This window comes from Variovorax paradoxus (assembly GCA_016806145.1).
GTDB lineage: Bacteria > Pseudomonadota > Gammaproteobacteria > Burkholderiales > Burkholderiaceae_C > Variovorax.
This window is the reverse complement of the sequence record CP063166.1, coordinates 610,396-635,899: the sequence shown is the minus strand read 5'-3', so window position 1 is coordinate 635,899 and position 25,504 is coordinate 610,396. Positions and strand designations below refer to the sequence as shown.

At 69.9% G+C, this 25,504-nt stretch carries 27 protein-coding genes and 1 tRNA gene; 16 read left to right on the top strand and 12 right to left on the bottom strand.

All coding sequences use genetic code 11. The features are described 5' to 3' along the window. Nucleotides 1-5 precede the first annotated feature (5 nt). The gene (locus tag INQ48_03080; protein QRF58267.1) at nt 6-563 is read left to right on the top strand and encodes a MarR family transcriptional regulator; all 558 of its coding nucleotides are present in this window, start codon (nt 6-8) and stop codon (nt 561-563) included. Between the two features lies 1 nt (nt 564). Here the strand turns inward: INQ48_03080 and INQ48_03075 are convergent, their stop codons facing one another. Together INQ48_03075 and INQ48_03070 are read right to left on the bottom strand one after the other, a co-directional pair. Further along, nucleotides 565-1,116, bottom strand: coding sequence for an RNA 2'-phosphotransferase (locus INQ48_03075; GenBank protein ID QRF58266.1), 552 nt, complete (start codon nt 1,114-1,116; stop codon nt 565-567). Further along, nucleotides 1,113-2,006: a LysR family transcriptional regulator gene (locus INQ48_03070; GenBank protein QRF58265.1), complete on the bottom strand. Its 894-nt coding sequence runs from the start codon at nt 2,004-2,006 to the stop codon at nt 1,113-1,115. Before INQ48_03070 ends, INQ48_03075 begins: the two co-directional genes overlap by 4 nt. Before the next feature lie 95 nt (nt 2,007-2,101). Between INQ48_03070 and INQ48_03065 the strand changes: the two genes are divergently transcribed. Beyond that, nucleotides 2,102-2,602, top strand: coding sequence for a hypothetical protein (locus tag INQ48_03065; protein ID QRF58264.1), 501 nt, complete (start codon nt 2,102-2,104; stop codon nt 2,600-2,602). A gap of 11 nt (nt 2,603-2,613) precedes the next feature. Here the strand turns inward: INQ48_03065 and INQ48_03060 are convergent, their stop codons facing one another. Both INQ48_03060 and INQ48_03055 read right to left on the bottom strand, forming a co-directional pair. Beyond that, on the bottom strand, nt 2,614-3,342 hold the full coding sequence (locus INQ48_03060; GenBank protein ID QRF58263.1) for a glutathione S-transferase: 729 nt from the start codon (nt 3,340-3,342) through the stop codon (nt 2,614-2,616). Between the two features lie 94 nt (nt 3,343-3,436). After that, on the bottom strand, nt 3,437-4,255 hold the full coding sequence (locus tag INQ48_03055) for a sulfite exporter TauE/SafE family protein (protein ID QRF60586.1): 819 nt from the start codon (nt 4,253-4,255) through the stop codon (nt 3,437-3,439). A gap of 117 nt (nt 4,256-4,372) precedes the next feature. On the opposite strand from INQ48_03055, the gene INQ48_03050 reads away from it, so the two are divergent. Further along, on the top strand, nt 4,373-5,158 hold the full coding sequence (locus tag INQ48_03050; GenBank protein QRF58262.1) for a helix-turn-helix transcriptional regulator: 786 nt from the start codon (nt 4,373-4,375) through the stop codon (nt 5,156-5,158). On the opposite strand, the gene INQ48_03045 is transcribed toward INQ48_03050, so the two are convergent. The 4 genes from INQ48_03045 to INQ48_03030 all read right to left on the bottom strand — a co-directional run bounded on the left by INQ48_03045 (nt 5,140) and on the right by INQ48_03030 (nt 8,305). Then, complete coding sequence (locus INQ48_03045) at nt 5,140-5,835, bottom strand: response regulator (GenBank protein QRF60585.1); 696 nt, start codon at nt 5,833-5,835, stop codon at nt 5,140-5,142. The genes INQ48_03050 and INQ48_03045 overlap by 19 nt on opposite strands. Before the next feature lie 67 nt (nt 5,836-5,902). Then, a complete protein-coding gene (gene baeS / locus INQ48_03040) occupies nt 5,903-7,288 on the bottom strand; it encodes a sensor histidine kinase efflux regulator BaeS (protein ID QRF58261.1) in 1,386 nt (461 codons plus the stop codon). Nucleotides 7,289-7,516: 228 nt separating this feature from the next. After that, nucleotides 7,517-7,591: transfer RNA gene (locus INQ48_03035), tRNA-Arg, on the bottom strand. Nucleotides 7,592-7,633: 42 nt separating this feature from the next. Continuing rightward, nucleotides 7,634-8,305, bottom strand: coding sequence for a TetR family transcriptional regulator (locus tag INQ48_03030; protein ID QRF58260.1), 672 nt, complete (start codon nt 8,303-8,305; stop codon nt 7,634-7,636). Between the two features lie 178 nt (nt 8,306-8,483). Here INQ48_03030 and INQ48_03025 point away from each other — a divergent pair, with 178 nt between their 5' ends. The 4 genes from INQ48_03025 to INQ48_03010 all read left to right on the top strand — a co-directional run bounded on the left by INQ48_03025 (nt 8,484) and on the right by INQ48_03010 (nt 15,289). Then, nucleotides 8,484-9,779: an efflux RND transporter periplasmic adaptor subunit gene (locus tag INQ48_03025; protein ID QRF58259.1), complete on the top strand. Its 1,296-nt coding sequence runs from the start codon at nt 8,484-8,486 to the stop codon at nt 9,777-9,779. A gap of 18 nt (nt 9,780-9,797) precedes the next feature. Continuing rightward, nucleotides 9,798-12,965 carry an efflux RND transporter permease subunit gene (locus INQ48_03020; GenBank protein ID QRF58258.1) on the top strand — a complete coding sequence of 1,056 codons (3,168 nt, stop codon included), beginning with the start codon at nt 9,798-9,800 and terminating at the stop codon, nt 12,963-12,965. After that, nucleotides 12,952-14,508, top strand: coding sequence for an efflux transporter outer membrane subunit (locus tag INQ48_03015; GenBank protein ID QRF58257.1), 1,557 nt, complete (start codon nt 12,952-12,954; stop codon nt 14,506-14,508). The genes INQ48_03020 and INQ48_03015 overlap by 14 nt, the downstream gene beginning before the upstream one ends. 139 nt (nt 14,509-14,647) lie before the next feature. Then, nucleotides 14,648-15,289 (top strand): cytochrome c5 family protein, encoded by a 642-nt coding sequence (locus INQ48_03010; GenBank protein QRF58256.1) that lies wholly within the window; start codon nt 14,648-14,650, stop codon nt 15,287-15,289. A gap of 99 nt (nt 15,290-15,388) precedes the next feature. On the opposite strand, the gene INQ48_03005 is transcribed toward INQ48_03010, so the two are convergent. The 3 genes from INQ48_03005 to INQ48_02995 all read right to left on the bottom strand — a co-directional run bounded on the left by INQ48_03005 (nt 15,389) and on the right by INQ48_02995 (nt 17,500). Further along, nucleotides 15,389-15,925, bottom strand: a complete 537-nt coding sequence (locus INQ48_03005; protein ID QRF58255.1) for a DUF2946 family protein — start codon at nt 15,923-15,925, stop codon at nt 15,389-15,391. A gap of 4 nt (nt 15,926-15,929) precedes the next feature. Next, nucleotides 15,930-16,958, bottom strand: a complete 1,029-nt coding sequence (locus INQ48_03000) for an alpha/beta fold hydrolase (protein ID QRF60584.1) — start codon at nt 16,956-16,958, stop codon at nt 15,930-15,932. 89 nt (nt 16,959-17,047) lie between these two features. After that, nucleotides 17,048-17,500 (bottom strand): nuclear transport factor 2 family protein, encoded by a 453-nt coding sequence (locus tag INQ48_02995; protein ID QRF58254.1) that lies wholly within the window; start codon nt 17,498-17,500, stop codon nt 17,048-17,050. Between the two features lie 218 nt (nt 17,501-17,718). Here INQ48_02995 and rutA point away from each other — a divergent pair, with 218 nt between their 5' ends. The 6 genes from rutA (at nt 17,719) to rutF (ending at nt 22,007) form a co-directional block, all read left to right on the top strand. Beyond that, the gene (rutA, locus tag INQ48_02990) at nt 17,719-18,831 is read left to right on the top strand and encodes a pyrimidine utilization protein A (protein QRF58253.1); all 1,113 of its coding nucleotides are present in this window, start codon (nt 17,719-17,721) and stop codon (nt 18,829-18,831) included. Between the two features lie 94 nt (nt 18,832-18,925). Further along, nucleotides 18,926-19,636: a pyrimidine utilization protein B gene (rutB, locus tag INQ48_02985; GenBank protein QRF60583.1), complete on the top strand. Its 711-nt coding sequence runs from the start codon at nt 18,926-18,928 to the stop codon at nt 19,634-19,636. 25 nt (nt 19,637-19,661) lie between these two features. Next, on the top strand, nt 19,662-20,054 hold the full coding sequence (gene rutC, locus INQ48_02980; protein ID QRF58252.1) for a pyrimidine utilization protein C: 393 nt from the start codon (nt 19,662-19,664) through the stop codon (nt 20,052-20,054). 5 nt (nt 20,055-20,059) lie between these two features. Continuing rightward, nucleotides 20,060-20,866 (top strand): pyrimidine utilization protein D, encoded by an 807-nt coding sequence (gene rutD, locus INQ48_02975; GenBank protein ID QRF58251.1) that lies wholly within the window; start codon nt 20,060-20,062, stop codon nt 20,864-20,866. Continuing rightward, entirely contained in the window at nt 20,863-21,459 is a 597-nt protein-coding gene (locus INQ48_02970; protein ID QRF58250.1) for a malonic semialdehyde reductase, read from the top strand. Before rutD ends, INQ48_02970 begins: the two co-directional genes overlap by 4 nt. Before the next feature lie 11 nt (nt 21,460-21,470). Further along, nucleotides 21,471-22,007: a pyrimidine utilization flavin reductase protein F gene (gene rutF, locus INQ48_02965; GenBank protein ID QRF58249.1), complete on the top strand. Its 537-nt coding sequence runs from the start codon at nt 21,471-21,473 to the stop codon at nt 22,005-22,007. Between the two features lie 10 nt (nt 22,008-22,017). On the opposite strand, the gene rutR is transcribed toward rutF, so the two are convergent. Further along, nucleotides 22,018-22,713, bottom strand: coding sequence for an HTH-type transcriptional regulator RutR (gene rutR / locus INQ48_02960; GenBank protein ID QRF58248.1), 696 nt, complete (start codon nt 22,711-22,713; stop codon nt 22,018-22,020). Nucleotides 22,714-22,929: 216 nt separating this feature from the next. On the opposite strand from rutR, the gene INQ48_02955 reads away from it, so the two are divergent. The 3 genes from INQ48_02955 (at nt 22,930) to INQ48_02945 (ending at nt 25,504) form a co-directional block, all read left to right on the top strand. Beyond that, entirely contained in the window at nt 22,930-23,931 is a 1,002-nt protein-coding gene (locus INQ48_02955) for an isopenicillin N synthase family oxygenase (GenBank protein ID QRF58247.1), read from the top strand. Between the two features lie 5 nt (nt 23,932-23,936). Then, entirely contained in the window at nt 23,937-24,323 is a 387-nt protein-coding gene (locus tag INQ48_02950; protein QRF58246.1) for a VOC family protein, read from the top strand. Between the two features lie 83 nt (nt 24,324-24,406). Next, a complete protein-coding gene (locus INQ48_02945; GenBank protein QRF58245.1) occupies nt 24,407-25,504 on the top strand; it encodes a BMP family ABC transporter substrate-binding protein in 1,098 nt (365 codons plus the stop codon).

Sequence of the window (25,504 nt, the reverse complement as noted above, 5' to 3'; positions counted from 1 at the left end):
CCCGTATGGCAACGCCCCGTTCCACCGCCGTGCGCGGCACCTCCACCTGGGCCTCCTTCATCAGCGCCTACGTGCTGGTGCTCGACTTCATGGAGGACAGCTTCCGCAAGGAAGGCCTGCCGCCGCTGACCTGGTACGACGTGCTGTGGCTGCTCGATGCGTCGCCGAACGGCCGCATGCGCATGCACGAACTCGCGGAGCGCGCGGTCTACAGCCGCAGCTTCATCTCGCGCATCGTCACCACGCTCGAGGCCGAGGGCCTGGTGGTGCGCGAGGTCGACGAGACCGACGGGCGCGGCCGCGTCGCGGTGCTGACCGAACAGGGCCGCGCGCTGCGCCGCAAGATGTGGCCGCCCTATCAGAAGCTGATCCACGAGATGTTCAACGAGCACATGACGGCTTCGGAGCTCGAATCGATGGAGCGCGGCCTGCGCCGCGTGATCGCGGGCGCGCACCAGCGCAACCAGGACCTGCGCAGCGCCGCGGCGCAGCCCGCCGCCGAACCGCGAACCACCCGCAAGCGCTCGCGTTCGCGCTCGGCCACCCAGCGCTCGGGCGCGTAGCTCAGGCGGACGAAGGCCAGCCCGACAGGAAGCGCGGCGGCACCGCCTCCGTGAGCCAGACCCCGTTTTCCGCGCGATGGAAGGCATGGCCCAGCGCCCTCATGCCGAGCGCGTCGACGCGCAGCACATGCGCCTTGCCATGTCGCTGCCCGACCTGCACGGCGGTCGCCTCGTCGACCGACAGATGCACATGCTGCCGCGTGCCGGGCCGCAGGCCTTCGGCGCGGATCGATGCGAGGAAGCGCGTGGCCGTGCCGTGGAACAGCACGGCCGGTGGCTCCGCCGGTTCGAAGCTGCGGCGGACCTGCGGCGTCGAATGGCCCTGCAGCGCGCGGATGCACCGGCCGTCGGCCGACAACGCGTAGCGCTTCTTCGCGCCGGCATCGACCGCCTGCACGACCTGCGCATGCGTGAGCGCGCGGCCCGCGGCCACCGCGCCGGCCAGCAGCGCATCGATCTCGGCCCAGCCCTCGGCATCGAGCGCCAGCCCGATGGACTCGGGCGCATGCCGCAGCACATAGGCGATGAACCGGCTCGCGTCCTCGGGCGTCATGCGTTCTTCCAGTGGTCGGCCTGCGCGAGCAGCGCATTCCACAGGCGCTGCGCATGCACGGACGGCGGACGGTCGGCCGCGCGGAACAGGTGGTACTCGAGCGGCGGATAGCCCTGCAGCGGCACCGCCACCAGGCCCTTGGGAATGCGGCAGCAGGCATTCACCACCGTCAGCCCGAAGCCCAGCTGGGCGAAGCGCAGCATCAGCTCCCAGCCATCGGCTTCGAGCGAGGGCTGCCACGACACCGACTCGGCCTGCAACAGCCGGCCGAGCAGCTCGCGGTGCGGCCGGCCCGCGGGCGGCACGATCAGGTTCGCACCCTGCAGGTCGCGCAGTCGCACCGAACGGCGCGAGGCCAGCGCGTGCGCGCGCGGCAGCACCAGCACCTGACCGACCACCGTGAGCCGCACCGCATGCAGGTCGGCCGGCACGCCGCCCAGCGGCGCGATGCCCAGTTGCGCCTGGCCGCCGCGCACCGCCTGCACCGCCGCGTCGCGGTTGCGCGTGAGCAGTTGCAGGTGCAGCGACGCACCCGGCCCCGAGAACTGCGACAGCGCCTTGCCGAGCAGGTAGAGGTAGGCGCCCTCGCCGGCCGCGAGGCTCACCACCGCCTGCTCCTGCCCCTGCGCGAGCCCCTTCACGAAGCGCTGGTTGAGCAGCAGCAGCTCGCGCGCATGGCGTGCCACCTGCTCGCCTGCGCTGGTGAGTTGCAGCGCGCTGCCCACGCGCAGGTAGAGCCTGGCGTCGAGCTGCTCCGAGAGCTTGCGCACCTTCGCATGCAGGGCCGGCTGGCTGATGTGCAGCAGGCGCGCCGACTCGCTGAAGTTCAGCGTGTCGGCGAACACGGCGAAGGATTGCAGCGCGTCGAGGTTGGTGCGGGGGATGTCCACCTATCCATTCTATGGATAGCCCATCGCATATCGGTAGTTCCTGGTGATGACCTTCGTTCCTACGATTCACCGCACGAACAAGAAAGGAACACGACATGAGGAACGCATCGCAACATCTCCCGCGCCTGGGCATCGACATCGGCCGCGTGCTGATCGCGGCCGAGCGGGCCGACGGCGGCGACACCGCCTTCATCGGCGGCTCGCTGCAGGACGCGCTCGACACGCCGCCCTACGAAGGCATGTTCGAGGCCGTCGCGCCGCTGGTCGATCGCTTCGAGGGCCGCGTCTGGCTGGTCTCGAAGTGCGGACCGAGCGTGCAGGCCAAGAGCCGCGCCTGGCTCGCGCACCACCGTTTCTTCGAACGCACGGGCATGGCGCGCGGCAACCTGCGCTTCTGCCTGAAGCGTCCGCAGAAGGCCGACCACTGCCGCGAACTGGGCATCACGCATTTCATCGACGACCGCAGCGACGTGCTGGACCATCTCGAAGGCATCGTGCCGAACCGCTACCTGTTCGGCCCGCAGGCCAGGCCCGTGGCCATGGCCGGCCTGGTGCCGCTGCCGGCATGGCGCGATGCGGCGGCGCTGGTGCGTTGACTCACGCCTTGTCAGGCGTCCAGCTCGGGATAGCGCCGGAAGATGCCGTTCTCGTTGAAGGCGATGCGGCGCGGGCTCTGCAGATACGCCTGCACGCGCTGGCGGCGCCGGACGTTGGCATGCAGCTTCGCCACCGCCGGCGTCTTCGCGAGCGCATGCGCGGTGGCCTTGGGAAAGGCGTACTGCAACCCGTCGACCAGCTGGAACAGCGAGAGGTCGGCATAGGTCAGCACATCGCCCACCAGGTGCAGGTCGCCCGAGGGATTGCGCTGCAGCACGCGCTCGAACCAGTTCAGGAACTTCGGAATGCGCTGCTCGCGGAAGGCCTTCGCGCGCGCCAGCGCGGCGTCGCGCTGGTCCTCGTAGTAGTCGCCGGTCGAGATCGGATGGTGCGTGTCGTGCGCCTCGGCCACCGCGTCGGCGATGGTGAGCTGCAGCTGGTGCGTCCACAGACCGTCGGATTCGCCGACGCCGGCCAGGCCCAGGCGCGGCCCCAGGTAGAGCAGGATCGCGGCGGTCTGGCCGACGACGATGTCGCCGTCGACGAGGAAGGGCGGCGCGAACGGCGGCCGCGTCTGCAGCGGATCGGCGAGCCGGCGGCCGAGGGCGCTTTCGCCGCCGCCCTGGTCCTCGCGCTCGCGCGCCACGTCGACATAGTCGGCACCGGCGGCCTCGAGCGCGAGCCGCACGAATTCGCCGCGGCCCTGGATGGTGGGCCAGTAATGGAGTTGGTAAGGCATGCGGCCATGGTGGCAGGCCCCGCTCGGCGCCGCAACCGCCGGCGTCCAACTGTCGAACTTCGATGACAAGGACGCGCGCGTTTCGCGAACCGGCTCAGCGCAGCAGCATGCCCAGCAGCACCGCCACCAGCAGCGCGAGGTAGCCCCAGGCATGCACGCGGTCGGGCAGGCGGCCGATCAGCGGCGCGGCGGCGCGCACGCCCAGCAGCGATCCCGCGACCAGCGCGGCGAAGGCCGGCAGGTCCACGTAGCCGAGGTGCCAGCCCTCGAGCGCCGCGCCCGAGCGCCAGGCCAGCGCCATGTAGGTGGCCGTGCCGGCCAGCGCGATGGGCAGCGACAGCGGGTTGGCCATGGCGGTGGCACGCGTCATGTCGATGCCGCGGCGGCGCATCAGCGGCACGGTCATCACGCTGCCGCCCACGCCGAGGAAGGCGGCGATCAGGCCGATGACGAAGCTGCCCGCGGTGGCGATGCCGCGCGACAGCGGCTCGCCGACCGCCGAGGCGGTGACGCTGCGCACGATGAAGCCCGGCCGCAGCAGGCAGTCGAGGATGGTGATACCCAGGTAGACGATGAAGGCCAGCCGCACGAATTCGCCATCGGCCCGCACGGCGGCCGCGGCACCGACGATGGCGCCCAGGCCGATGAAGCCGAGCAGCGGGCGGATCAGCGGCCAGTCGATGGTGCCGGCGCGCTGGTGACGTCGCGTGGCGAGCATCGCGCTCACGATCATCACGCAGGTCGAGGTGGCCACGGCGATGTGCATGGCCGCGTGGCCGGTTTCGCTGTGCTCGCCATGCGCGAGCAGCAGCACGCGGTAGAGCAGCGGCACCACGACGAAGCCGCCACCGAAACCGAACAGCACGGTGGTGACGCCCGCGAGGCCGCCGAAGACCGCGAGCACGAGATAGATCCACACGAGAGGCACTCCAGGAGAACGAAAACAGGCCTCGACGATAGGCCGGTGCCGCGCGGCGCGCCCGCGCAAGCCGGACAATGATGTTTTCGTTCCGGCCAACCCTTTCTCCCCATGCGCAATGTCCCGATCGATGCCGTCGACGCCATCGCCCGCCCGGTGCTCGCGATCGGCACCGACTACCCGCCGGGCCAGCTGCTGCCCACGCACAGCCATCGGCGCGCGCAGTTCCTCTACGGCGCGACCGGCGTGATGGAGGTCGGCACCGACGACGGCGCCTGGGTGGTGCCGCCGCAGCGCGGCGTATGGATACCGGCGGGCCAGCCGCATCGCGTGCGCATGCTCGGCGTGAGCACGCGCAGCCTCTACATCGAGCCGCGCGAGGCGCCGCGCCCTGGCCGCCAGTGCGAGGTGCTCGAGGTGTCGCCGCTGCTGCGCCAGCTGCTGATGGCGGCCGTCGAGGTGCCCGCCGAGTACGAGCGCCAGGGCCGCGACGCCCTGCTGATGCGGCTCGCGCTGCACGAACTGGCGCGCGCCGAGGCATTGCCGCTGCATCTGCCGCTGCCGCGCGAGCCGGCGCTGGCCGCGCTGTGCCTGGACTTCCTGCGCGCGCCCGACATCCATGCCACGCCCGCGCAATGGGCGGCACGGCTGCATGTGAGCGAACGCACCTTCAGCCGCCGCTTCGGCCGCGAGACCGGCATGGCCTTCGGCCAGTGGCGTCAGCGCGCCTGCGTGCTGCTGGCGCTGTCGCGACTGGCGTCCGGCGAAGCGGTGACGACGGTGGCACTCGACCTGGGCTACGACAGCCCCGCCGCCTTCTCCACCATGTTTCGCCGCACGCTGGGCCGACCGCCCTCGCACTTCGCCGAAGCGGGCGCTCAGAGCTCCATGCGATAGCCGACGCTGTAGATCGACTTGATCCAGTCCTCCGAGCCGCCAGCCTCGGCGAGCTTGCGGCGCAGGTTCTTGACGTGGCTGTCGATGGTGCGGTCGGTGACCACGCGCCGGTCGTCGTAGATGCGGCCCAGTAGCTGGTCGCGCGAGAAGGCACGGCCCAGCGCGCCATGCAGCACGGCCAGCAGGCGGAACTCGACCGGCGTGAGGTCGAGTTCGCGGCCGCGCACGCTGGCGCGGCCCGTGGCTTCGTCGACCCGCAGCGGCACCGGCGCCGGCGCGGCCAGGGGGCTGGCGCTCGCGGTTCGATGCCGCCGCAGCACCGCGCCCACGCGCGCCACCACCTCGCGCGGACTGAAGGGTTTGCACACGTAGTCGTCGGCGCCGATCTCCAGCCCCAGCAGGCGATCGACCTCCTCGACGCGCGCGGTGACCATGATCACCGGCACCGCGCCGATGCGGCGCAGGTCGCGGCAGATCTCCACGCCGTCGCGCCCGGGCAGCATCAGGTCGAGCAGCACCAGGTCGGGCCGCTGCGCGTGGAAGGCCGGCAGCGCGGCGTTGCCGTCGGCCACCCAGTGGTGCGTGTAGCCCGCGGCCGCGAGGTAGTCGCCGAGCACGGCCGCCAGCCGTGGCTCGTCCTCGACGACGAGCACATGGCCCGGGGTCTGAAGGCCCATGCTCATTGAAAGACCTTCGTGCTTCGCACTGCGGTGCGAGCTTGCTTGGGACGGCCCGGCGCGGCGCTCATGCATCGATCCCCGGCAGGTCGATGACGATGCGCAGCCCGCCGAACGGCGAGGCCTGCGCCTCGATGCGGCCCTCGTGCGCCTCGACGATGTTGCGGCAGATCGCGAGGCCCAGACCGCTGCCGCCGCTCGCTCGGTTGCGCGAGCCCTCGACGCGGTAGAAGCGCTCGAACAGCTTCTCGAGCTTGTCGAGCGGCACGCCGGGCGCGCTGTCCTCGACCACGATGCGCACGCCGCTCTCATGACGATCGGCGCGCAGCTGCACCACGCCGCCGCGGTCGGTGTAGCGCAGCGAGTTCTCGAGCAGGTTCGCGATCAGCTGCTGCAGCCGCCGCTCGTCGCCGCTGAGGGACAGCGGTGTCGGCGCCATATGCACGCGCAGCTCGAGGCCCTCGGCCTCGAGCCGGCCCTGCATGCTGCCGACCGCCGCGCGCAGCACGGTCGCGACGTCGATCGGCGTGCGCCGGTAGGTCATCGCGCCGATGTCGGTCAGCGAAAGATCGTGCAGGTCGTCGACCAGCTTGCCCAGCCGGCCGACCTCGGCATGCATCGCGTCGACCGACTGCGCGGTGGTCGAGCGGATGCCGTCCTGGATTGCCTCGAGCTCGGCGCGCAGCACCGCCAGCGGCGTGCGGAGTTCGTGCGAGATGTCGGCCATGAAGGTGCGGCGCGCGCGCTCGGTGTGCTCGAGCGTTTGCGCCATGCGGTTGAAGTCCTTCGCGAGATGGCCGAGCTCGTCGTTCGAACCGACCTCGATGCGCGAGGCGTAGTCGCCGGCCGCCAGCCGCTGCGTGGCGCCGGCCATGCCGCGCACACGACGCAGCAGCGCGCGCGACAGCACGAAGGTCAGCAGCGCCGCCACCGCGATCGAGCCCAGGCCGATCAGCGTCAGCGCCTTGAACTGCCGCTCGAGGAAGCGCGCGTCGTCCTTGGGCAGCACGTCCTCGAAGGGCACCATCGCCACCCAGCCGACGATGCGCCCGTCGACCGTCACCGGCAGCCGGATCGAGTCCGGCCCGACCGAGGGATTGCCGACCACGCGGCGCAGCTGCGCGTCGAGCAGGCCGATGCGCGCGAGAGCGCCGGTCTGGTCGGACGAGGCGAGCTGCGGCGCCGGATCCACGCCGGGCTCGCGCGCGATCGGCAGCACCAGCTCCATCCAGTTGCGGAAATCCTGCCGCAGGAACTGCCAGTCGCCATGCGCCGCATAGGCCGCGGCCACGCGCGGCACCATCTCCTCGACATGCGCGCGACCCTGCTGGTTGAGGTAGCCGAGGAAGCCGCGCGCGAACACGAAGCGCATCGCGCCGGCCTGAACCACCACCACGGCGGCGCAAGCCACCAGCACGAAGAAGAAGAGCTTGGTCCGGATGCCGATTCTCATGATGGACACCGATGATGCCGCGCGGCCGGCAAACGCAAGCAAGGCCATGCGGGCGGTGCGATCTTCACAGTTGCTCCACATTGCGCCCGCAACATCGGCGCGATGGCAGTTTTCGCGGACCGCGGCGCGGGGCAGATCGGGGCCGACCACCCGCCGCCCACCCCAATGAGCACCCCCATGAAAAAGGCCGGAAGCCCCTTGGAGCTTCCGGCCTTTTTGCCGTGTGTCTGGTCCCGCCGCCAGGAATCGAACCTGGATCTCAGCCTTCGGAGGGCCGAATTCTATCCGTTGAAATACAGCGAGAAATGGGTTTCCGGTGAAACCGCAGCCTCACATTATCGCCTATCACGCGGCCGCTGTTTCGGCTTCGTGCACGGCCGCGCCATTCGCCCCCGTCTGCCGCGTGAAACCGAGGCCCGCGAGGTACACGCGGAAGGTGCGCCGGCCCGTGGGCACGAGGTCGAAGGCCGCGGGATCGAGCAGCCAGTTCTGGATCAGTCCGCTGATCAGCGCATGCAGCCCCTGCGCCGCAACGCTGCCGGGCACCGGCAGCTTGATGCGGGCGCGCCGCGCGGCCAGCCGCAGGGCCTTCTCGAAATCGACCACGCAGGCGTTGCGCGCGTCGAGGTGGCGCTGCTGCACCGAGGCCATGTCGTGGGTGTATTCGACCTTGTGGGTCGCCACGTCGAACACGCGGCGCACCTGCGGGTCGGTGGTCATGAGGGTCAGCGCGTGCACCATGCCCTCCTCGATCTCGGCCAGCGGGTCGTCGTGGCTCAGGGCCGCGGCCTTGGGCGGCGCCTCGAGCGGAAGGATGACCCGCTCCATCATCGCGTTGAAGAGATCGGCCTTGTCCTTGAAGTGCCAATAGATGGCGCCCCGCGTCGCCCCGGCCTGCTGCGCGATCTGCTGCAGCGTGGTCTGGGAGACCCCCTGCGCCTGAAACAGCAGCTCCGCGGCATCGAGCAGTCGATTCCGCGTCGCCAGTGCTTCTTCCTTCGTACGACGTGCCACCAAGTCTCCTGATTTGTATAGGCAACGCCCTTTGCATATCGTGGGGCCATTGCGTGGATGTCACTATACATCCATGAATGTATGTAAACTGTCGCCCTTCCCGATGGCCCACCTGGCCGTGCTGGCTTTCCGGCACGGCCGCAGAAATCGCCGTCTCCCGTCTTCGCTTCAAAGGAATCGCATGCCTCTCCTGCATGTTTCGCGCCCATCGTTTCTTTCGCCGCGCCTCGCGACCGTGGCTGCCGTCGTGTTGCTGGTCATCGCTGGTTGTTCGAAGAACGATGCCCCCGCCGGTGCCGGCGCGGGTGGCGGCGGTGGCGGCGGCGCCCGTCCCGCTCCCGAAGTGGGCGTGATCGTCGCGACCCCGGGCGACGTCGGCCTGGTGACCGAACTGCCGGGCCGCCTCGAGGCCTCGCGCGTGGCCCAGGTGCGTGCGCGTGCCGCCGGCATCCTGCTCAAGCGCGAGTTCCGCGAAGGCAGCGACGTGAAGGCCGGCCAGCTGCTGTTCCGCATCGACCCGGCACCGCTGGTGGCCGCCACGCAGAACGCGCAGGCCGCGCTGGCCCGCTCCGAAGCCAATGCCGCGCAGGCCAAGGCCCTGGCCGACCGCTACAAGCCGCTGGTCGAGGCCAATGCGGTGAGCAAGCAGGAATACGTCAACGCGGTGGCTTCGCAGAAGACCGCCGAGGCCGACGTGGCCGCCAGCCGCGCCGCGCTGCAGACCGCGAAGATCAACCAGGGCTATGCCGACGTGACCTCGCCGATCTCGGGCCGCATCGGCCGCGCGCTGGTCACCGAGGGCGCGCTGGTCGGCCAGGGCGATGCCACCGAGCTCGCCGTGGTGCAGCAGATCAATCCGCTGTACGTGAACTTCACGCAGTCGGCTTCCGACGTGCTCAAGCTGCGTCGCGCGGTCGCCGCGGGCCAGTACAAGCGCGCCGGCGGCGAAGACGCCGCGAGCATCCGTCTGGTGCTCGAGGACGGCACCGACTACGGCCAGGACGGCAAGCTGCTGTTCTCCGACCTCACGGTCGACGCCACCACCGGCCAGGTCACGCTGCGCGCCGAGATTCCCAACCCCAAGGGCGAGCTGCTGCCCGGCCTCTACGTGCGCGTGAAGCTCGAGCAGGCGCAGGTCAGCAACGCGATCACGGTGCCGCAGCAGGCGGTCACGCGCACCCAGCAGGGTGACCACCTGACGGTGGTGGGCGCGGACGGCAAGCTGAGCCAGCGCACGGTGAAGATCAGCGCCGCCAAGGACAACCAGTGGGTGGTGCTCGAAGGCCTGAAGGCCGGCGAACAGGTGATGGTCGACGGCTTCCAGCGCCTGCAGATGATGCCGCCGGGCACGCCCGTGAAGGCCGTCCCGTGGACGAAACCGAATCCCAACGGTGCGGCGCCCACCGCCGCGCCGGCAGCCTCTGGCGCGGCACCCGCCCCCCAGAAGGCAGCCTCGGCTCCGGCCGAGAAGAAGTAATCAAGGAGCGCGCCCGCAATGGCCAAATTCTTCATCGATCGACCCATCTTCGCGTGGGTGATCGCACTGTTCGTCATCGTTCTCGGCGGCGTGTCCATCACGCAGTTGCCGATCGCCCAGTACCCGCCGGTGGCGCCGCCCGCCATCGTGATCAACGTGGCCTATCCGGGCGCCTCGGCCCAGACGCTCGAGGACAGCGTGCTGTCCGTGATCGAGCGCGAAATGAATGGCTCGCCCGGCCTGATCTACATGGAATCGGTGGCGCAGGCCGACGGTACCGGCGCGATCACCATCAGCTTCGAGCCCGGCACCAATGAAGACCTCGCGCAGGTCGACGTGCAGAACCGGCTCTCGCGCGCCACGCCGCGGCTGCCCTCGGCGGTGACGCAGCAGGGCGTGCAGGTCGACAAGTCGCGCGACAACTTCCTGCTGTTCGCGTTGCTCTCGTCGGACAACCCCGACGTCGACCCGGTGGCGCTCGGCGACTACGTCGCGCGCAACATCGTGCCCGAGCTGCAGCGCATCGAGGGCGTGGGCAAGGTGCAGCTGTTCGGCTCCGAGAACGCGATGCGCATCTGGATCGACCCGGCCAAGCTGCAGGGCTTCAACCTGTCGCCGGCCGACGTCAACAACGCGATCCGCGCCCAGAACGCCCAGGTGGCCTCGGGCACGCTCGGCGACCTGCCGAACGTGCCGGGCCAGGCCATCGCCGCCACGGTGACGGTCAACGGCCAGCTCACCAGCGTCGAGCAGTTCCGCGAGATCGTGCTGCGCGCCAACACCGACGGCTCGACCGTGCGCCTGAAGGACGTGGCGCGCGTCGAGCTCGGCGGCCAGAGCTATGCCACCTCGGCGCGCCTGAACGGCGTGCCCGCGGTGGGCGTCGGCGTGCAGCCCACGCCGACCGGCAACGCGCTGCGCTCGGCCAAGGCCGTGCGCGCGAAGATGGCCGAACTCCAGCGCTACTTCCCCAAGGGCGTGAAATGGGACATCCCCTACGACAGCTCGCGCTTCGTGCAGATCTCGATCACCGAAGTGGTGAAGACGCTGTTCGAAGCCGTCGCGCTGGTGTTCCTCGTGATGTTCCTGTTCCTGCAGAACTGGCGCTACACGATCATCCCGACCATCGTGGTGCCGATCGCGCTGCTCGGTACCTTCGCCACCCTGCTCGCTTTGGGCTTCTCGATCAACGTGCTGACCATGTTCGGCATGGTGCTGGTGATCGGCATCGTGGTGGACGATGCGATCGTGGTGGTGGAGAACGTCGAACGCATCATGAGCGAGGAAGGGCTGTCGCCGCTGGACGCCACCCGCAAGGCGATGCAGCAGATCTCGGGCGCCATCATCGGCGTGACCGTGGTGCTGATCTCGGTGTTCGTGCCGCTGGCCTTCTTCGCGGGTTCGACCGGCAACATCTACCGCCAGTTCTCGGCGGTGATGGTGGCCTCGATCGGCTTCTCGGCCTTCATGGCCCTGTCGCTCACGCCGGCGCTGTGCGCCACGCTGCTCAAGCCGGTGGAAGCCGGCCACCACCACGAGAAGCGCGGCTTCTTCGGCTGGTTCAACCGCGGCTTCTCGCGCACCGCCAAGGGCTATGAAAGCATCGTCGCGCGCATCCTGCGCCGCGCCGCGCGCTACCTGATCATCTACGCGGCGATCATCGGCGCGGTGGTGTACTTCTATACCCATCTGCCGAGCTCGTTTCTGCCGCAGGAAGACCAGGGCAACATCATCGTGAACGTGCAGCTGCCGCCGGGCGCGACGCAGGAGCGCGCGCTGTCGGTGATGCAGCAGGTCGAAGGCTTCATCATGAAGCAGCCCGAAGTGCAGAGCATCGTGAGCGTGATGGGCTTCAGCTTCTCGGGCCAGGGCCAGAACGCGGGCCTCGCCTTCGTGACGCTCAAGGACTGGGAGGAGCGCAAGGACCCGGGCAACTCGGCCAGCGCGCTCGCCGGCCGGGCCTTCGGCGCGCTCTCGGGCATCCGCGACGCCTTCATCTATCCGCTGAGCCCGCCGCCGATTCCCGAACTGGGCAACGCCAGCGGCTTCAGCTTCCGGCTGCAGGACCGCGCGGGCGCGGGCCACGACGCGCTCGTCAACGCGCGCAACCAGCTGCTGGGCATGGCCGCGCAAAGCAAGATCCTGTCGCAGGTCCGTCCCGACGGCCTGGAAGACGCACCGCAGTTGCAGATCGACATCGACCGCGACAAGGCCAACGCCCTGGGCGTGAGCTTCGACGCGATCAATGGCGCGCTGTCGACCGCGCTGGGTTCGAGCTACATCAACGACTTCCCGAACCGCGGCCGCCTGCAGCGCGTGGTGGTGCAGGCCGACGCCCCGGCGCGGATGCAGCCCGACGACATGCTCAAGCTCAACGCGACCAACGCGCAGGGCCAGCCGGTTCCGCTGGGCGCGTTCGCGACCACCAAGTGGGTGACCGGCGCGACGCAGACCGTGCGCTACAACGGCTACCCCGCGATGCGCATCAGCGGCGACGCGGCGGCCGGCTACAGCACCGGTGCCGCGATGGCCGAGATGGAGAAGCTCGCCTCGCAGCTGCCGCAAGGCTTCGGCTTCGAATGGACCGGCCAGTCGCGCGAGGAAAAGCTCGCCGGCTCGCAGGCCATGATCCTCTACGGCTTCGCGATCCTGGCGGTGTTCCTCTGCCTGGCCGCGCTGTACGAGAGCTGGTCGATCCCGCTGTCGGTGATCCTGGTGGTGCCGCTGGGCGTGATCGGCGTGCTGCTCGCGACGCTGCTGCGTTCGTACTCGAACGACGTGTACTTCCAGGTGGGCCTGATCACGATCATCGGCCTGTCGGCGAAGAACGCGATCCTGATCATCGAGTTCGCCAAGGACCTGCAGGCGCAGGGCCGCGGCGTGATCGAGTCGGCGCTGGAGGCCGCGCACCTGCGGTTCCGGCCGATCATCATGACCTCGCTGGCCTTCGGCCTCGGCGTGGTGCCGCTGTTCACGGCCTCGGGCGCCGGCTCGGCGAGCCAGCGCGCGATCGGCACCGGCGTGCTCGGCGGCATGGTGACGGGCACCCTGCTCGCGGTGATCTTCGTGCCGGTCTTCTTCGTGGTGGTGCGCACGCTGTTCAAGGGCAGCGCGCGCCAGCGCGAGGCCGACAAGCGGCATGCGCAAGCCGCCGGCATCTCGGAGGAAAAACATGAACCTCAATAACAAACTGATTCCCACCGCGCTGGCGGCCTCGCTGCTGCTGGCCGGCTGCTCGCTGATCCCGACCTACGAGCGTCCGGCGGCGCCGGTGCCCACCACCTACCCGGGCGACCCAACGCAGCCGGCCGGGCCGGCGGCGTCCTCCATGCCCTGGCAGGACTTCTTCACCGACCCGCGCCTCGCGGGCCTGATCCAGACCGCGCTGGCGAACAACCGCGACCTGCGCGTCTCGGTGCTCAACATCGAGCAGGCGCGCGCGCAGTTCCAGATCCAGCGCGCCGACCTGTTCCCGGCGCTGGGCCTGTCGGGCAACGGCTCGCGCTCGAGCCCCAACGTCTACCAGGCGATCGACAGCAGCCAGGGCAGCGTGAGTTCGCAGTACTCGGTCAACCTCGGCATCACCGCCTGGGAGATCGACTTCTTCGGCCGCATCCGCGCGCTGAAGGACCAGGCGCTGGCGCAATACCTCGCCACCGACGAAACGCGCAAGGCCGCGCAGATCAGCCTGATCGCCGCGGTCGCCAACGGCTGGCTCACGGTGCTGGCCGACGACGAGCTGCTCGAGATCACGCGCCAGACCCTCAGCACGCGCGAGGAATCGGTGCGGCTGACCAAGCTGCGCTTCGACAACGGCGTGTCGTCGGAGCTCGATTTCCAGGCCGCCAACTCGCTGGCCGAGACCGCGCGCGCCGCCTATGCGCAGCAGCTGCGCACGCGCCAGCAGGACGAGAACGCGCTCGCGCTGCTGCTGGGCGCGCCGGTGCCGGCGAGCGCCTTCGAGGGCGCCAAGGGCCTGGGCGGCATCCGCCCGATCCCCGACGTGCCCGCGGGCCTGCCCTCCGACCTGCTGGCCGAGCGGCCCGACATCCGCGCGGCCGAGCAGCAGCTGATCGGCGCCAACGCCAACATCGGCGCGGCGCGCGCGAACTTCTTCCCGCGCGTCTCGCTGACCACCTCGATCGGCACCGCGAGCAGCGAGTTCTCGAACCTGTTCGACCGCGGCACCAAGGCCTGGAGCTTCGCGCCCTCGGTCACGCTGCCGCTGTTCGACGCGGGCCGCAACATCGCGGGCCTCGACTCGGCCAAGGCCGGGCGCGAGATCGCGGTGGCTCAGTACGAGAAGTCGATCCAGACCGCGTTCCGCGAAGTGGCCGATGCGCTCGCGGGCCGCGCCACCTTCGGCGAGCAGGCGCGCGCGCAGCGGGCGCAGGCCGATGCCGAGGCGGTGCGCTTCAAGCTCTCGGACCTGCGCTACCGCAACGGCGTGGCCAGCGCGCTCGACCTGCTCGACGCGCAGCGCTCGCTGTTCACGGCGCAGCAGTCGGCCGTGACCACGCAGCTGCAACTGCTGCAGAACCAGGTCACGCTGTACAAGACGCTGGGCGGCGGCTGGGCCTCGCGCGACGCCGCCGGTGCCACGACCACCGGGCAGGCGACGGGCGCCAAGCCGGGCGCGGCGGCCACCGGCGCGGCGCCCGCGGCGCCCGCCGCGACCACCGGCACGGCCGAAACGCCGCCCGCCGTCGTCATCCGTCGCAAGGGCTGAAGCCGCCTCGACGGTTGTTTGCGCGCAAATCCGCGCACGCTCATGCGACCGGCCCTTCGCCTTGCGGCGAAGGGCCTCTCTATAATCGTCGGTTGATTCGAAAAACGCCCCCCGACGAGCCCCCGATTTTGAGGACGCCATGAGCGCAGACCCGCATTACCAGGCCACCGAAGAAGCCCACACCGGTCCGATCAAGAATCCCAAGCAACTGCTGCTGGCGGTCTTTTTCTCCTTCCTCGCACCCATCTTCATCATCGTGGGCCTCGTGGCCTATGTGGTGTCCGGCAACAAGCCGGCCGGTACCGCCGAGGGCGACAACATGGCGCTCTACGGCGTCACCAAGGAAGCGCGCGACCGCGAGGTCGGCGAGCGCCTGAAGAAGATCGGCGCGATTGAGATCCGCGATGCCAACCGCCCGCTGGCGGCCGGCGAAGCGGTGTTCAAGGCCCAGTGCGTCGCCTGCCACGGCGCGCCCGGCATTCCCGGCGCACCGCACCTGAACGACGCGGCCGCCTGGGGCCCGCGCATCGGCCAGGGCTACGCCACGCTGCTCGAGCATGCGCTCAAGGGCAAGGGCGCGATGCCGGCCCAGGGCGGCGGCGACTTCGAGGACCTGGAGATCGGCCGTGCCGTGGTCTACATGGCCAATGCCGGCGGCGCCAAGTTCCCGGTGCCCGACCGTCCGGCGGCGGCAGCCCCGGCCGATGGCGCTTCGGCGGCCGCGGCACCCGCGGCTTCTGGCGCGGCGCCTGCCGCTCCGGCGGCCAGCGCCAGCAAGTAATTCAGGAGGGGATCGCGGCCCGCGCGCCGCGTCCGCCCAGCAAAAAGCCGGCTTCGCGCCGGCTTTTTTGTGTTCGCTTGCTACGTTTTAGATAGCAACTCAGGCCTGCGTGGCATGGCGTTCGGCCGGGCTCAGCACATGCCCGAAGCGCGCCGGCAGTTCCGCCGCCGTCACCGTCTCGGGCGTCCACAACCCCTGCTCGATCGCATCGGCCGCCAGGCCCACGTCCTGCGTGTGGACCAGTCCCAGCCCGAGGTCCGCCGACAGATAGAGGTGCCCGTGCTCGTCGAGCAGGCAGCCCCTGACCTCGGCGGCCTGCCCCGTGTGCGCCGTCACCGCGAAGCCGGTCTCGGCGATGCGCCAGACCAGCGGCGCCGCCTCCAGTTCCACGTAGACGCGCTGCGGCCCGTTCTGGAAGAACCACTGGCCGTCGTCGTCGTGCTCGTAGTTGCGGTGGATGAAGTCGATCAGCTTGTCGTGCCGCAGCATCGAGCCCTTGGCGGCCGGAAACGGCCCCTGGGCCTGGGTGCGGTCGTCGCGCATGTACCAGTTGCCGCGCGCGTCGAGGCCGAGCCAGCCGTAGCAGTGCGGAACGTTGGGCCACTTGGCCAGGGCCTGTCTGACGATGTCGTCCATGGCCTCATTGTCCCCGCGCAGCGGCGCGCACCGCGTCGGCCGGCACGCCGGCCTGGCGGCAGAGCCAGCGCCCGACCTGCTCGGGCATGCCGCGCACATGGCCAGGCGGCCGCCCCATCGGAAAGCCCACGTGGCCGCCGTGCGCGGGCTGCCACAGCGTGACGTGGCGGCCGACCTCGCCAGGCCGCGGCAGGCTGGCCGCGGGAATGAAGGGATCGTTGCGCGCATTCACCGCCAGCGCGGGCACGCGGATCGCGCCCAGGTGCGGCTTGGCCGAGCCGCGCCGCCAGTAGTCGTCCGCGTCGACGAAGCCGTGCAGCGGCGCGGTGAAGACGTCGTCGAAGGTCCGCAGGTCGCGCGCGGCCGCGAGCCGGGCGCCGTCGAACAGCCCCGGGAACTGCGCCAGCTTGGCCAGCGCCTTGGGCTTCATGGTCGCGAGGAACATGCGGGTGTAGACCAGCCGGTTGAAGCCGCGGCCGATGGCATCGCCGCCCGCCGCGAGATCGAGCGGCGAGCACACCGAGGCGACCGCGCTCACCACCCGCGAGGCGCTCTCGCCGGCCTCGCCGGCCCAGCGCATCAGCGCATTGCCGCCGAGCGAGACGCCGGCCGCGAGCACCGGCGCGCCGTCCTTGCGGCTCGCGCGCATGCGCGCGAGGATCCAGCCGATCTCCTCGAAGTCGCCCGAATGGTAGGCGCGCGGCGCGAGGTTCATCTCGCCGCTGCAGCCGCGGAAATGCGGCACGGCGAAGTCCATGCCGCGCGCGGCGGCGAAGTCGGCGAAGGCCTCGGCGTAATGGCTGCGCGAGGAGCCCTCGAGGCCGTGGAACAGCACCAGCAGCGGTCGCTCGCCGGGCTCGCCCTGCGAACCGGGCGCATCGGCGAAGTCCACGTCGACGAAGTCGCCGTCGGGCGCGGCCCAGCGTTCGCGCCGGTAGACCGGTGCCGCGCCCTCGAAGCGGCGCGCATAGAGCGCGCCCCAGATCGTCTGCAGGTTGCCGCCGGGCAGCCAGCGCGGCGCCAGGTAATCCATCGCGGATGGCGACGGCGCATCGGGCGTGCCGGAGGGAAAGGAAGAAGGAAGGAACGCGGACATCGAACGAAGGAAGAGAACGCCGGCGCTCAGTGCAGCATCTGCGGCAGCTCGTTCGCGTCGTCGGGCTCGCGCGCGCTGCCCGGGCTCGCATGGTGCGCCACCATACGCCAGCCCTGCGCGGTCTTGTGATAGACGTTGGTCGCCAGCACGAAGGCATGGCGCGGGCCCTCGACCGTGAGCACCTCGATGCGCTCGAGCACGTTGTGGACCGCGCTCGCGATCGAGTCAATCTTGCGCACGTGCGCGGGCGTGGCGTGGATCGCGCCGTTGCCGAACATCTGCTCGAAGGCCGCGCGGATCGCCGCCGAGCCCACCAGCCGCGGGCCCCCCGGGTGGACGCAGAACACCTCGTCCTCGTCGGCCCAGCAGGCCATCAGCGCGTCGATGTCGCCGCGCTGCAGCGCCTCGTAGAAGGCGGCCTCGATGTCGTCGGCGGTGCCGCCGATGGCCGCGGCGGTGCGAAGTGGGGACTTGGGCATGGGCGTGATTCTGCCGCGCCGTGCATGACGCGGGCGCTGCACTGCTTTGGCACGGCGCGCACCGCGCCGCCGCAGCTTCGGGCGATCGACCGTTCCACTTTGGACCATTTGGACAAAACAACGGCCTGAAAAATCATCAAGCCATTGATTCACAAGGATTTTTTCGACTGGCACGCCGCATGCAAGGAGCCTCGCCATCCCGCAACCGGAGCCCTTCCATGAACGTCGGCATCTTCATCCCCATCGGCAACAACGGCTGGCTGCTGTCCGAGAACGCCCCGCAGTACAAGCCCAGCTTCGAGCTCAACAAGGCGATCACGCTGAAGGCCGAGCACTACGGCCTCGACTTCGCGCTGTCGATGATCAAGCTGCGCGGCTTCGGCGGCAAGACGGAGTTCTGGGACCACAACCTCGAGTCCTTCACGCTCATGGCCGGGCTCGCGGCCGTCACCACGAAGATCAAGCTGTTCGCCACCGCCGCCTCGCTGGTCATGCCGCCGGCCATCGTCGCGCGCATGGCCTCGACCATCGACTCGATCTCCAACGGCCGCTTCGGCCTCAACCTCGTCACCGGCTGGCAGCGCCCCGAGTACTCGCAGATGGGCATGTGGCCCGGCGACCAGTTCTTCGGCACGCGCTACGAATACCTGTCCGAATACATCCAGGTGCTGCGCGACCTCTGGGGCACGGGCCGCTGCGACTTCAAGGGCGCGCACTTCCAGATGGACGACTGCCGTCTGAGCCCGCGCCCGCAGGCCGACATGAAGGTGATCTGCGCCGGCCAGAGCGACGCCGGCATGGCGTTCTCGGCCAGGTACGCCGACTACAACTTCTGCTTCGGCAAGGGCGTGAACACGCCGCGCGCCTTCGCGCCCGCGGCCGAGAAGCTGATCGAGGCCAGCGCCGCCACGGGCCGCCACGTCACCAGCTACGTGCTGATGATGGTGATCGCCGACGCGACCGACGAGGCCGCGCGCGCCAAGTGGGAGCACTACAAGGCCGGCGCCGACAGCGAGGCCATCGCCTGGCTCGGCGCGCAGGGCGCGGCCGACACCAGATCGGGCGCCGACACCAACGTGCGCCAGATGGCCGACCCGACCTCGGCCGTGAACATCAACATGGGCACGCTCGTGGGCTCCTACGAGACCGTGGCGCGCCTGCTCGACGAGGTGGCCGAGGTGCCCGGCACCGAGGGCGTGCTGCTGACCTTCGACGACTTCCTCGCAGGCGTCGAGGCCTTCGGCGAGCGCATCCAGCCGCTGATGAAGAGCCGCGCGCACGTGGCGAGCCCGGTGCCCTCGCGCGCCGAACCCGAACGCCTCGCGGCCTGAACCGGAGCACGCCATGAACGCACCGGCCCGCAACGCCACCCTCACCTCGACCACGCCCGTCGGCGCGCCGCGCGCCGCGGGCGCCCCCGCCCCGCTGATCCTGCCCGCGCGCCCCGAGCCGCTCGCGCTGCATGCAAGCGACACCGCGCTCGTCGTGGTCGACATGCAGAACGCCTATGCCTCGCTCGGCGGCTACGTCGATTCGGCCGGCTTCGACATCTCGGGCGCGCAGGGCACCATCGCCGGCATCGTGCGCGCCATCGCCGCGGCGCGCGCGGCCGGCATGCTGGTGGTGTTCCTGCAGAACGGCTGGGACGCCGGCTATGTCGAGGCCGGCGGCCCCGGCTCGCCCAACTGGCACAAGTCGAACGCGCTCAAGACCATGCGCGCACGGCCCGAGCTGCAGGGCCGCTTCCTCGCCAAGGGCGGCTGGGACTACGAACTCATCGACGAGATGAAGCCGCAGCCCGGCGACATCGTCGTGCCCAAGACGCGCTACAGCGGCTTCTTCAACAGCACGCTCGACAGCACGCTGCGCTCGCGCGGCATCCGCCACCTCGTGTTCACCGGCATCGCGACCAATGTCTGCGTCGAGTCCACGCTGCGCGACGCCTTCCACCTCGAGTACTTCGCCGTGATGCTCGAGGACGCCACGCACGAGCTCGGCGGGCCCGCGATCCAGCAGGCCTCGGTCTACAACGTCGAGACCTTCTTCGGCTGGGTCTCCTCGGTCGACCACTTCTGCCGCAGCTTCGCGCCGGCCGCGCTGTCGCAACCCACTCCGGCCGAAACGGCCACCGCCTGATCCTCTTTTCTCCAGGAGTCTTTCCATGCCCAAGCAAGCCATCATCCCGCCCGGCACCGGCGTGCCGCTCGCCCCCTACGTGCCCGGCACGCTCGCCGACGGCGTGCTCTACGTCTCGGGCACGCTGCCCTTCGACAAGGACAACAACGTGGTCCATGTCGGCGACGCCGCCGCGCAGGCGCGCCATGTGCTCGCCACCATCCAGGGCGTGGTCGAGGCCGCGGGCGGCACCATGGACGACGTGACCTTCAACCAGATCATGATCAAGGACTGGGCCGACTACGCGAAGATCAACGCGGTCTATGCCGAGTTCTTCCCGGGCACCAAGCCGGCGCGCTTCTGCATCCAGTGCGGCCTGGTGAAGCCCGACGCGCTGATCGAGATCGCCTCGATCGCGCATGTGGGCCAAAAGGCCTGAGCTCGATGAGCCCCCTGCACTACGAGGTGCATGGCCCTTCGGAGGCCGCGGCCACCGTGCTGCTGTCGTCGGGCCTCGGCGGCTCGGCCGGCTTCTGGCAGCCGCAGCTCGGCGCGCTGGTCGCCGCCGGCCACCGCGTCATCGCCTACGACCAGCGCGGCACCGGCCGCAGCCCCGCCGCGCTGCCCGAGGCCTATGCGATCGCCGACATGGCGCGCGACGTGCTCGAGATCCTCGATGCCACCGGCACCGCGCGATGCCACTTCGCGGGCCATGCGCTCGGCGGCCTCGTGGGCCTGCAGCTCGCGCTCGACGCACCCGCGCGCATCGCGAGCCTGGTGCTCGTCAACGCGTGGGCGCGACCCAATCCGCATTCGGCGCGCTGCTTCGACGCGCGGCTCGCGCTGCTCGGCGCCTGCGGCGCGCGCGCCTATGTCGAGGCGCAGCCGATCTTCCTGTACCCCGCGGCCTGGGCCGCCGAGCATGCGCAGCGCGTGGCCGACGAGGTCGACCACGCGTTCGCGCACTTCCCGGGCGAGGCCAACATGCGCGCGCGCATCGGCGCGCTGCGCGCCTTCGACGTCGCCGCGCGCCTCGGCGAGATCGCCGCGCCCGCGCTGATCGCGGCCGCCAAGGACGACGTGCTCGTGCCCTGGACCTGCTCGCAGCACCTGGCCGACGGCCTGCGCGACGTCACGCTCGACTTCGTCGCGCACGGCGGCCATGCCCACAGCGTGACCGAGGCCGAGGCCTTCAACCGCGGACTGCTCGATTTCCTCTCGCGGGTCGCCGCACCCGCCGCCATCGCATGACCACTTCCACTTCGCTCGACGACGCGGCGCTCGCGCTGCTCTTCACCGCCGCGCGCAGCCACAACGGCTGGACCGACGAACCGGTGTCCGACGCCCAGCTGCGCCAGCTGCACGCGCTCGCCAGCCTCGGGCCGACCTCGGCCAACTGCTCGCCCGCGCGCTTCGTGTTCGTGCGCACGCCCGAGGGCAAGGCCCGGCTCGCGCCCGCGCTGTCCAAGGGCAACCTCGACAAGACCATGAGCGCACCCGTCACCGTCATCGCCGCCTGGGACCGCAGGTTCTACGACCGGCTGCCCACCCTCTTCCCGCATGCCGATGCGCGCAGCTGGTTCACCGGCAGCCCCGAGGCCGCGCACGAGACGGCCTTCCGCAACGCCAGCCTGCAGGCCGGCTACCTGCTGCTGGCGGCGCGCGCGCTCGGGCTCGACGCGGGCCCGATGTCGGGCTTCGACAAGGCCAAGGTCGACGCCGCCTTCTTCGAGGGCAGCGACTGGACCGTCAACTTCCTCATCAACCTCGGCCACGGCGACGCGTCGAAGCTGTTCGGGCGCCTGCCGCGCCTGGGCTTCGACGAGGCCTGCGTGCTGGCCTGAAAGCACCTGGCATGCAACACGCCATGGCCTCCATTCCGACGCCCGCCGGGTTGCCGCCCGGCCTGCAGAAAAGCGACTATCGCAACGCAATGGCGCGACTGGGCGCGGCCGTCAACATCATCACCACCGACGGTCCCGCGGGCCGCGCCGGCTTCACGGCCTCGGCCGTCTGCAGCGTGACCGACGAGCCGCCGACCCTGCTCGTGTGCCTCAACCGCTCGGCCTCGGTGTACCCGGCCTTCAAGGCCAATGGCGTGCTGTGCGTGAACGTGCTGGCCGCGGGCCACCAGTCGCTGTCCGCGCTGTTCGGCGGCCGCACGCCGATGGACGAGCGCTTCGCCGCCGGTCGCTGGCGCCGCGACGCCACCGGCTCGCCGATGCTCGAGGACGCGGCCGTCTCCTTCGACTGCCGCGTGATGCACGCCACCAGCGCGGGCACGCACGACGTGCTGTTCTGCGAAGCCGTGGCCATCGCCATCGGCGGCGCGGCACAGGGACTGATCTACTTCGACCGGCGCTATCACGAGATCGCGGCGCCGCCGCACTGAAGCCGCGGTCTCAACGCGGCTCGATACCCTGCAGCACGATGCGCTGCACGTTCTCCACCGTGCGCTCGAAGAAGCCCTCGTCGTCGAGCGTGTGACCCGACAGCGCCTGCACCTGCACGCCGAAGTCGGCGTAGTGCTGCGTGATCGCCCACAGCGCGAAGATCAGGTGCGGCGGATCGACCGGCGCGAGCTTGCCGGCCTCGACCCAGGCGCGGATCACTTCGGATTTCTTCTCCACCAGCGTGCGCAGCTCGCGATCGAGTTCGTCACGCAGCAGTGGCGCGCCCTGGATCATCTCGAGGCAGAACAGGCGCGAGGCATCGGGCCGGTCGCGCGAGATCACGAGCTTGCGGCGGATGTAGTCGCCGATCGCCTCGCGCGGATCCTGCTCGGCACTGAAGCCGCGCAGCGGCTCGAGCCACAGCGCGAGCAGGTCGCGCAGCACGTTGACGTAGAGCTCCTCCTTGTTCGCGAAGTAGTACAGCAGGTTGCTCTTCGACACGTCGGCGCGCGCGGCCACCTGGTCGATCGAGGTGCCGTGCAGCCCGAAACGCGAGAACAATCCGAGCGCCGCGCCCAGGATCGCGCTGCGCTTGTTCTCGATCTGGCGCAGCCGCCGGTTCACCGCCGACGCGCTGCGCACGGCGGGCTTGCGGCTCGGCTTCTCGCTGTGGCTGGCCGCGGCCAGCGCCTTGGTCTTCGGCATCTTCCCTCGCTCTTTCTTTGTTCGTCGATCGTCGTCGGTCATGGGTTCGGAACGCGCACCACTGTAAGGCCGCGATGCATCGCACCGCGCCGCGCCGGTGTTGACCAGGCCCCACGGCGCACCATGCTGACGCGACGAAAGCGATTTGTCCATTTGGTCCAACTGGCACAGACGTTGCATGGCGAAAGGCATGCCAAGCCCATGGAGCCTTTCGCCATGACCCTGCTGTCCGTTCCCATCATCGATCTCGCGCCGTACTTCGCCGGCACCGCCGAAGGCAAGGCCGAGGTCGCGCACAAAGTCGACGAAGCCTGCCGCAGCATCGGCTTCCTCGTGATCACCAACCACGGCATCGCGCCCGAGCTGATCGCGCGCGTGGCCTCGCTCTCACGGCGCTTCTTCGAGCTGCCCCTGGCCGACAAGCGCAAGGTCGACCGCCCGCGCGAGGACGCGGTGCGCGGCTACAGCGCGGTCGGCGAGGAAGGCCTCTCGTACAGCCTCGAGGAAGCGGCACCGGGCGACCTCAAGGAGTCGTTCTCGATCGGCCCCTCGAACGTGCCCGACGACGACTACCACCGCGGTCCCGCCGCAGGCCCGCACTTCGAGCCCAACAGCTGGCCGCCGATCGAGGGCTTCCGCGAAGCCTACGAGGGCTACTTCGAGGCGATGAGCGATCTCTCGCGCTCGCTGATGCGCGTGTTCGCGCTCGGCCTCGCGCTGCCCGAGCGCTTCTTCGACGACAAGATCGACCGCCACATCAGCATGTTCCGCGTGCTGAGCTATCCGCCGCAGCGCGAGCAGCCGCTGCCGGGCCAGCTGCGCGCGGGCGCGCACAGCGACTACGGCAGCCTCACGATCGTGCTGCCCGACGACAAGGGCCTGCAGGTGTTCAACAAGGCCGGCCAGTGGGTCGACGTGCCGCAGGTCGAGGGCGGCCTGGTCGTCAACATCGCCGACCTGATGATGCAGTGGACCAACGACCAGTGGGTGTCGACGCTGCACCGCGTGATCAACCCGCCCTTCGAGGTGGCGAGCACCAACCGACGGCAGTCGCTGGTGTTCTTCCACCAGCCCAACTACGACGCGATGGTCGAGTGCCTGCCGAGCTGCCTCGCGCCCGGCGAACAGCCGAAGTACGCGCCGATCTCCTCGGGCGACCACCTGACCTCGAAGTTCGTCAAGCAGACGACCTTCGGCGGCACCAAGGTGACGGCATAGAGCACATGGCCCACCTGTCCTACGTCAACGTCTTCGCGAAGGACGTGGTCGCGCTCAGCGGCTTCTACCAGCGCGTGTTCGGTTTCCCCGAGATCGAGGCGATCCGCTCGCCGATCTTCCGCGGCCTCGACACCGGCAAGTCGAGCCTCGGCTTCAACGCCCTCGATGCCTACGAACTGCTGCAGCTCGCCGAGTTCTCCGACACGCGCGGCGTGAAGTTCCTGCTCAACATCGACGTCGACAGCCAGGACGAGGTCGACCGGATGGTGCCGGTCGCGCTCGAGGCCGGCGCCACGCTCGTCAAGGCGCCCTATCGCACCTACTACGACTGGTACCAGTCGGTGCTGCTCGATCCCGAGGGCAACGTGTTCCGCATCAACTTCATGCTGTGACGCGAACGCGGCGTCCCCGCGCCTGCTCGCTTTCCTTCTTCTTTCCGCCCCCTTCCGCCATGCCTCTCTCGAAAGGTCGCTCCATGTCGCGCACTCCCGTTTCCTGCCTCGCCCTGGCCTTCGCGGCGGGCGCGGCGTCCCTCGCGGCGCTGCCCGCGGCCGCCGCCGACGGCTTCACGCTCAAGGACAAGCCCAAGATCGCGATGCTCTACTTCGGCCCCAAGAACGACGGCGGCTGGACCCAGGCCTTCGACGAGGCGCGCGTGAAGATCGAGAAGGAACTCGGCCAGAAGATCCAGTTCGTCGAGAACGTGCCCGAGGACGCCTCGGCCATCAAGCCCGCGGCCGAGAAGTTCATCCAGCGCGGCGCCAACATCGTCATCGGCACGGCTTTCGGCTACTCCGACAGCTTCAAGGACCTGGCCGCCAAGTACCCCGACGTCGCCTTCCTCAACGGTTCGGGCACCACCAACGGCCGCAACCTCGAGTCCTTCTACGGCCGCACCTACGAGAGCCAGTACCTGTGCGGCATGGCCGCGGGCGCGGCCTCCAGGAGCGGCAAGCTGGGCTTCGTCGCGGCCAATCCCTTCGGCGTGGTGAACTGGACCATCAACGCCTTCGCGCTCGGCGCGCAGAAGATGAACCCCAACGCCACCGTCAACGTGATCTACACCGGCGCGTGGAACGACCCCGTGAAGGAACGCGCCGCCGCCGCCGCGCTGATCGACCAGGGCGCCGACGTGATCGGCCAGCACGTCGACAGCCCGACGCCGCAGATCGTCGCGCAGGAGCGCGGCGTCTACGGCACCGGCCACCACCGCGACCTGCGCCAGTTCGCGCCCAAGGCCACGCTGTGCTCCTCGGTCTGGGTGTGGGACCGCTTCCTGACGCCCGAGCTCAAGAAGATCATGGCCGGCAACTGGAAGCCCGCCGAGTACGGCGCCTTCATTTCGATGAAGGACGGCGGCACCGACATCGCGGGCTTCGGCCCGGCCGTGCCCAAGGACAAGGCCGCGCTGATCACGGCCGAGCGCGACGCGCTCATGAAGGGCAAGCAGATCTACGCCGGCCCGCTGGCCGACCGCGACGGCAAGGAGCGCGTGGCCAAGGGCGCCGTGCTGTCCGACGCCGACCTCTGGAAGATGGACTGGTTCGTCAAGGGCGTGGTCACGCAGAAGTAG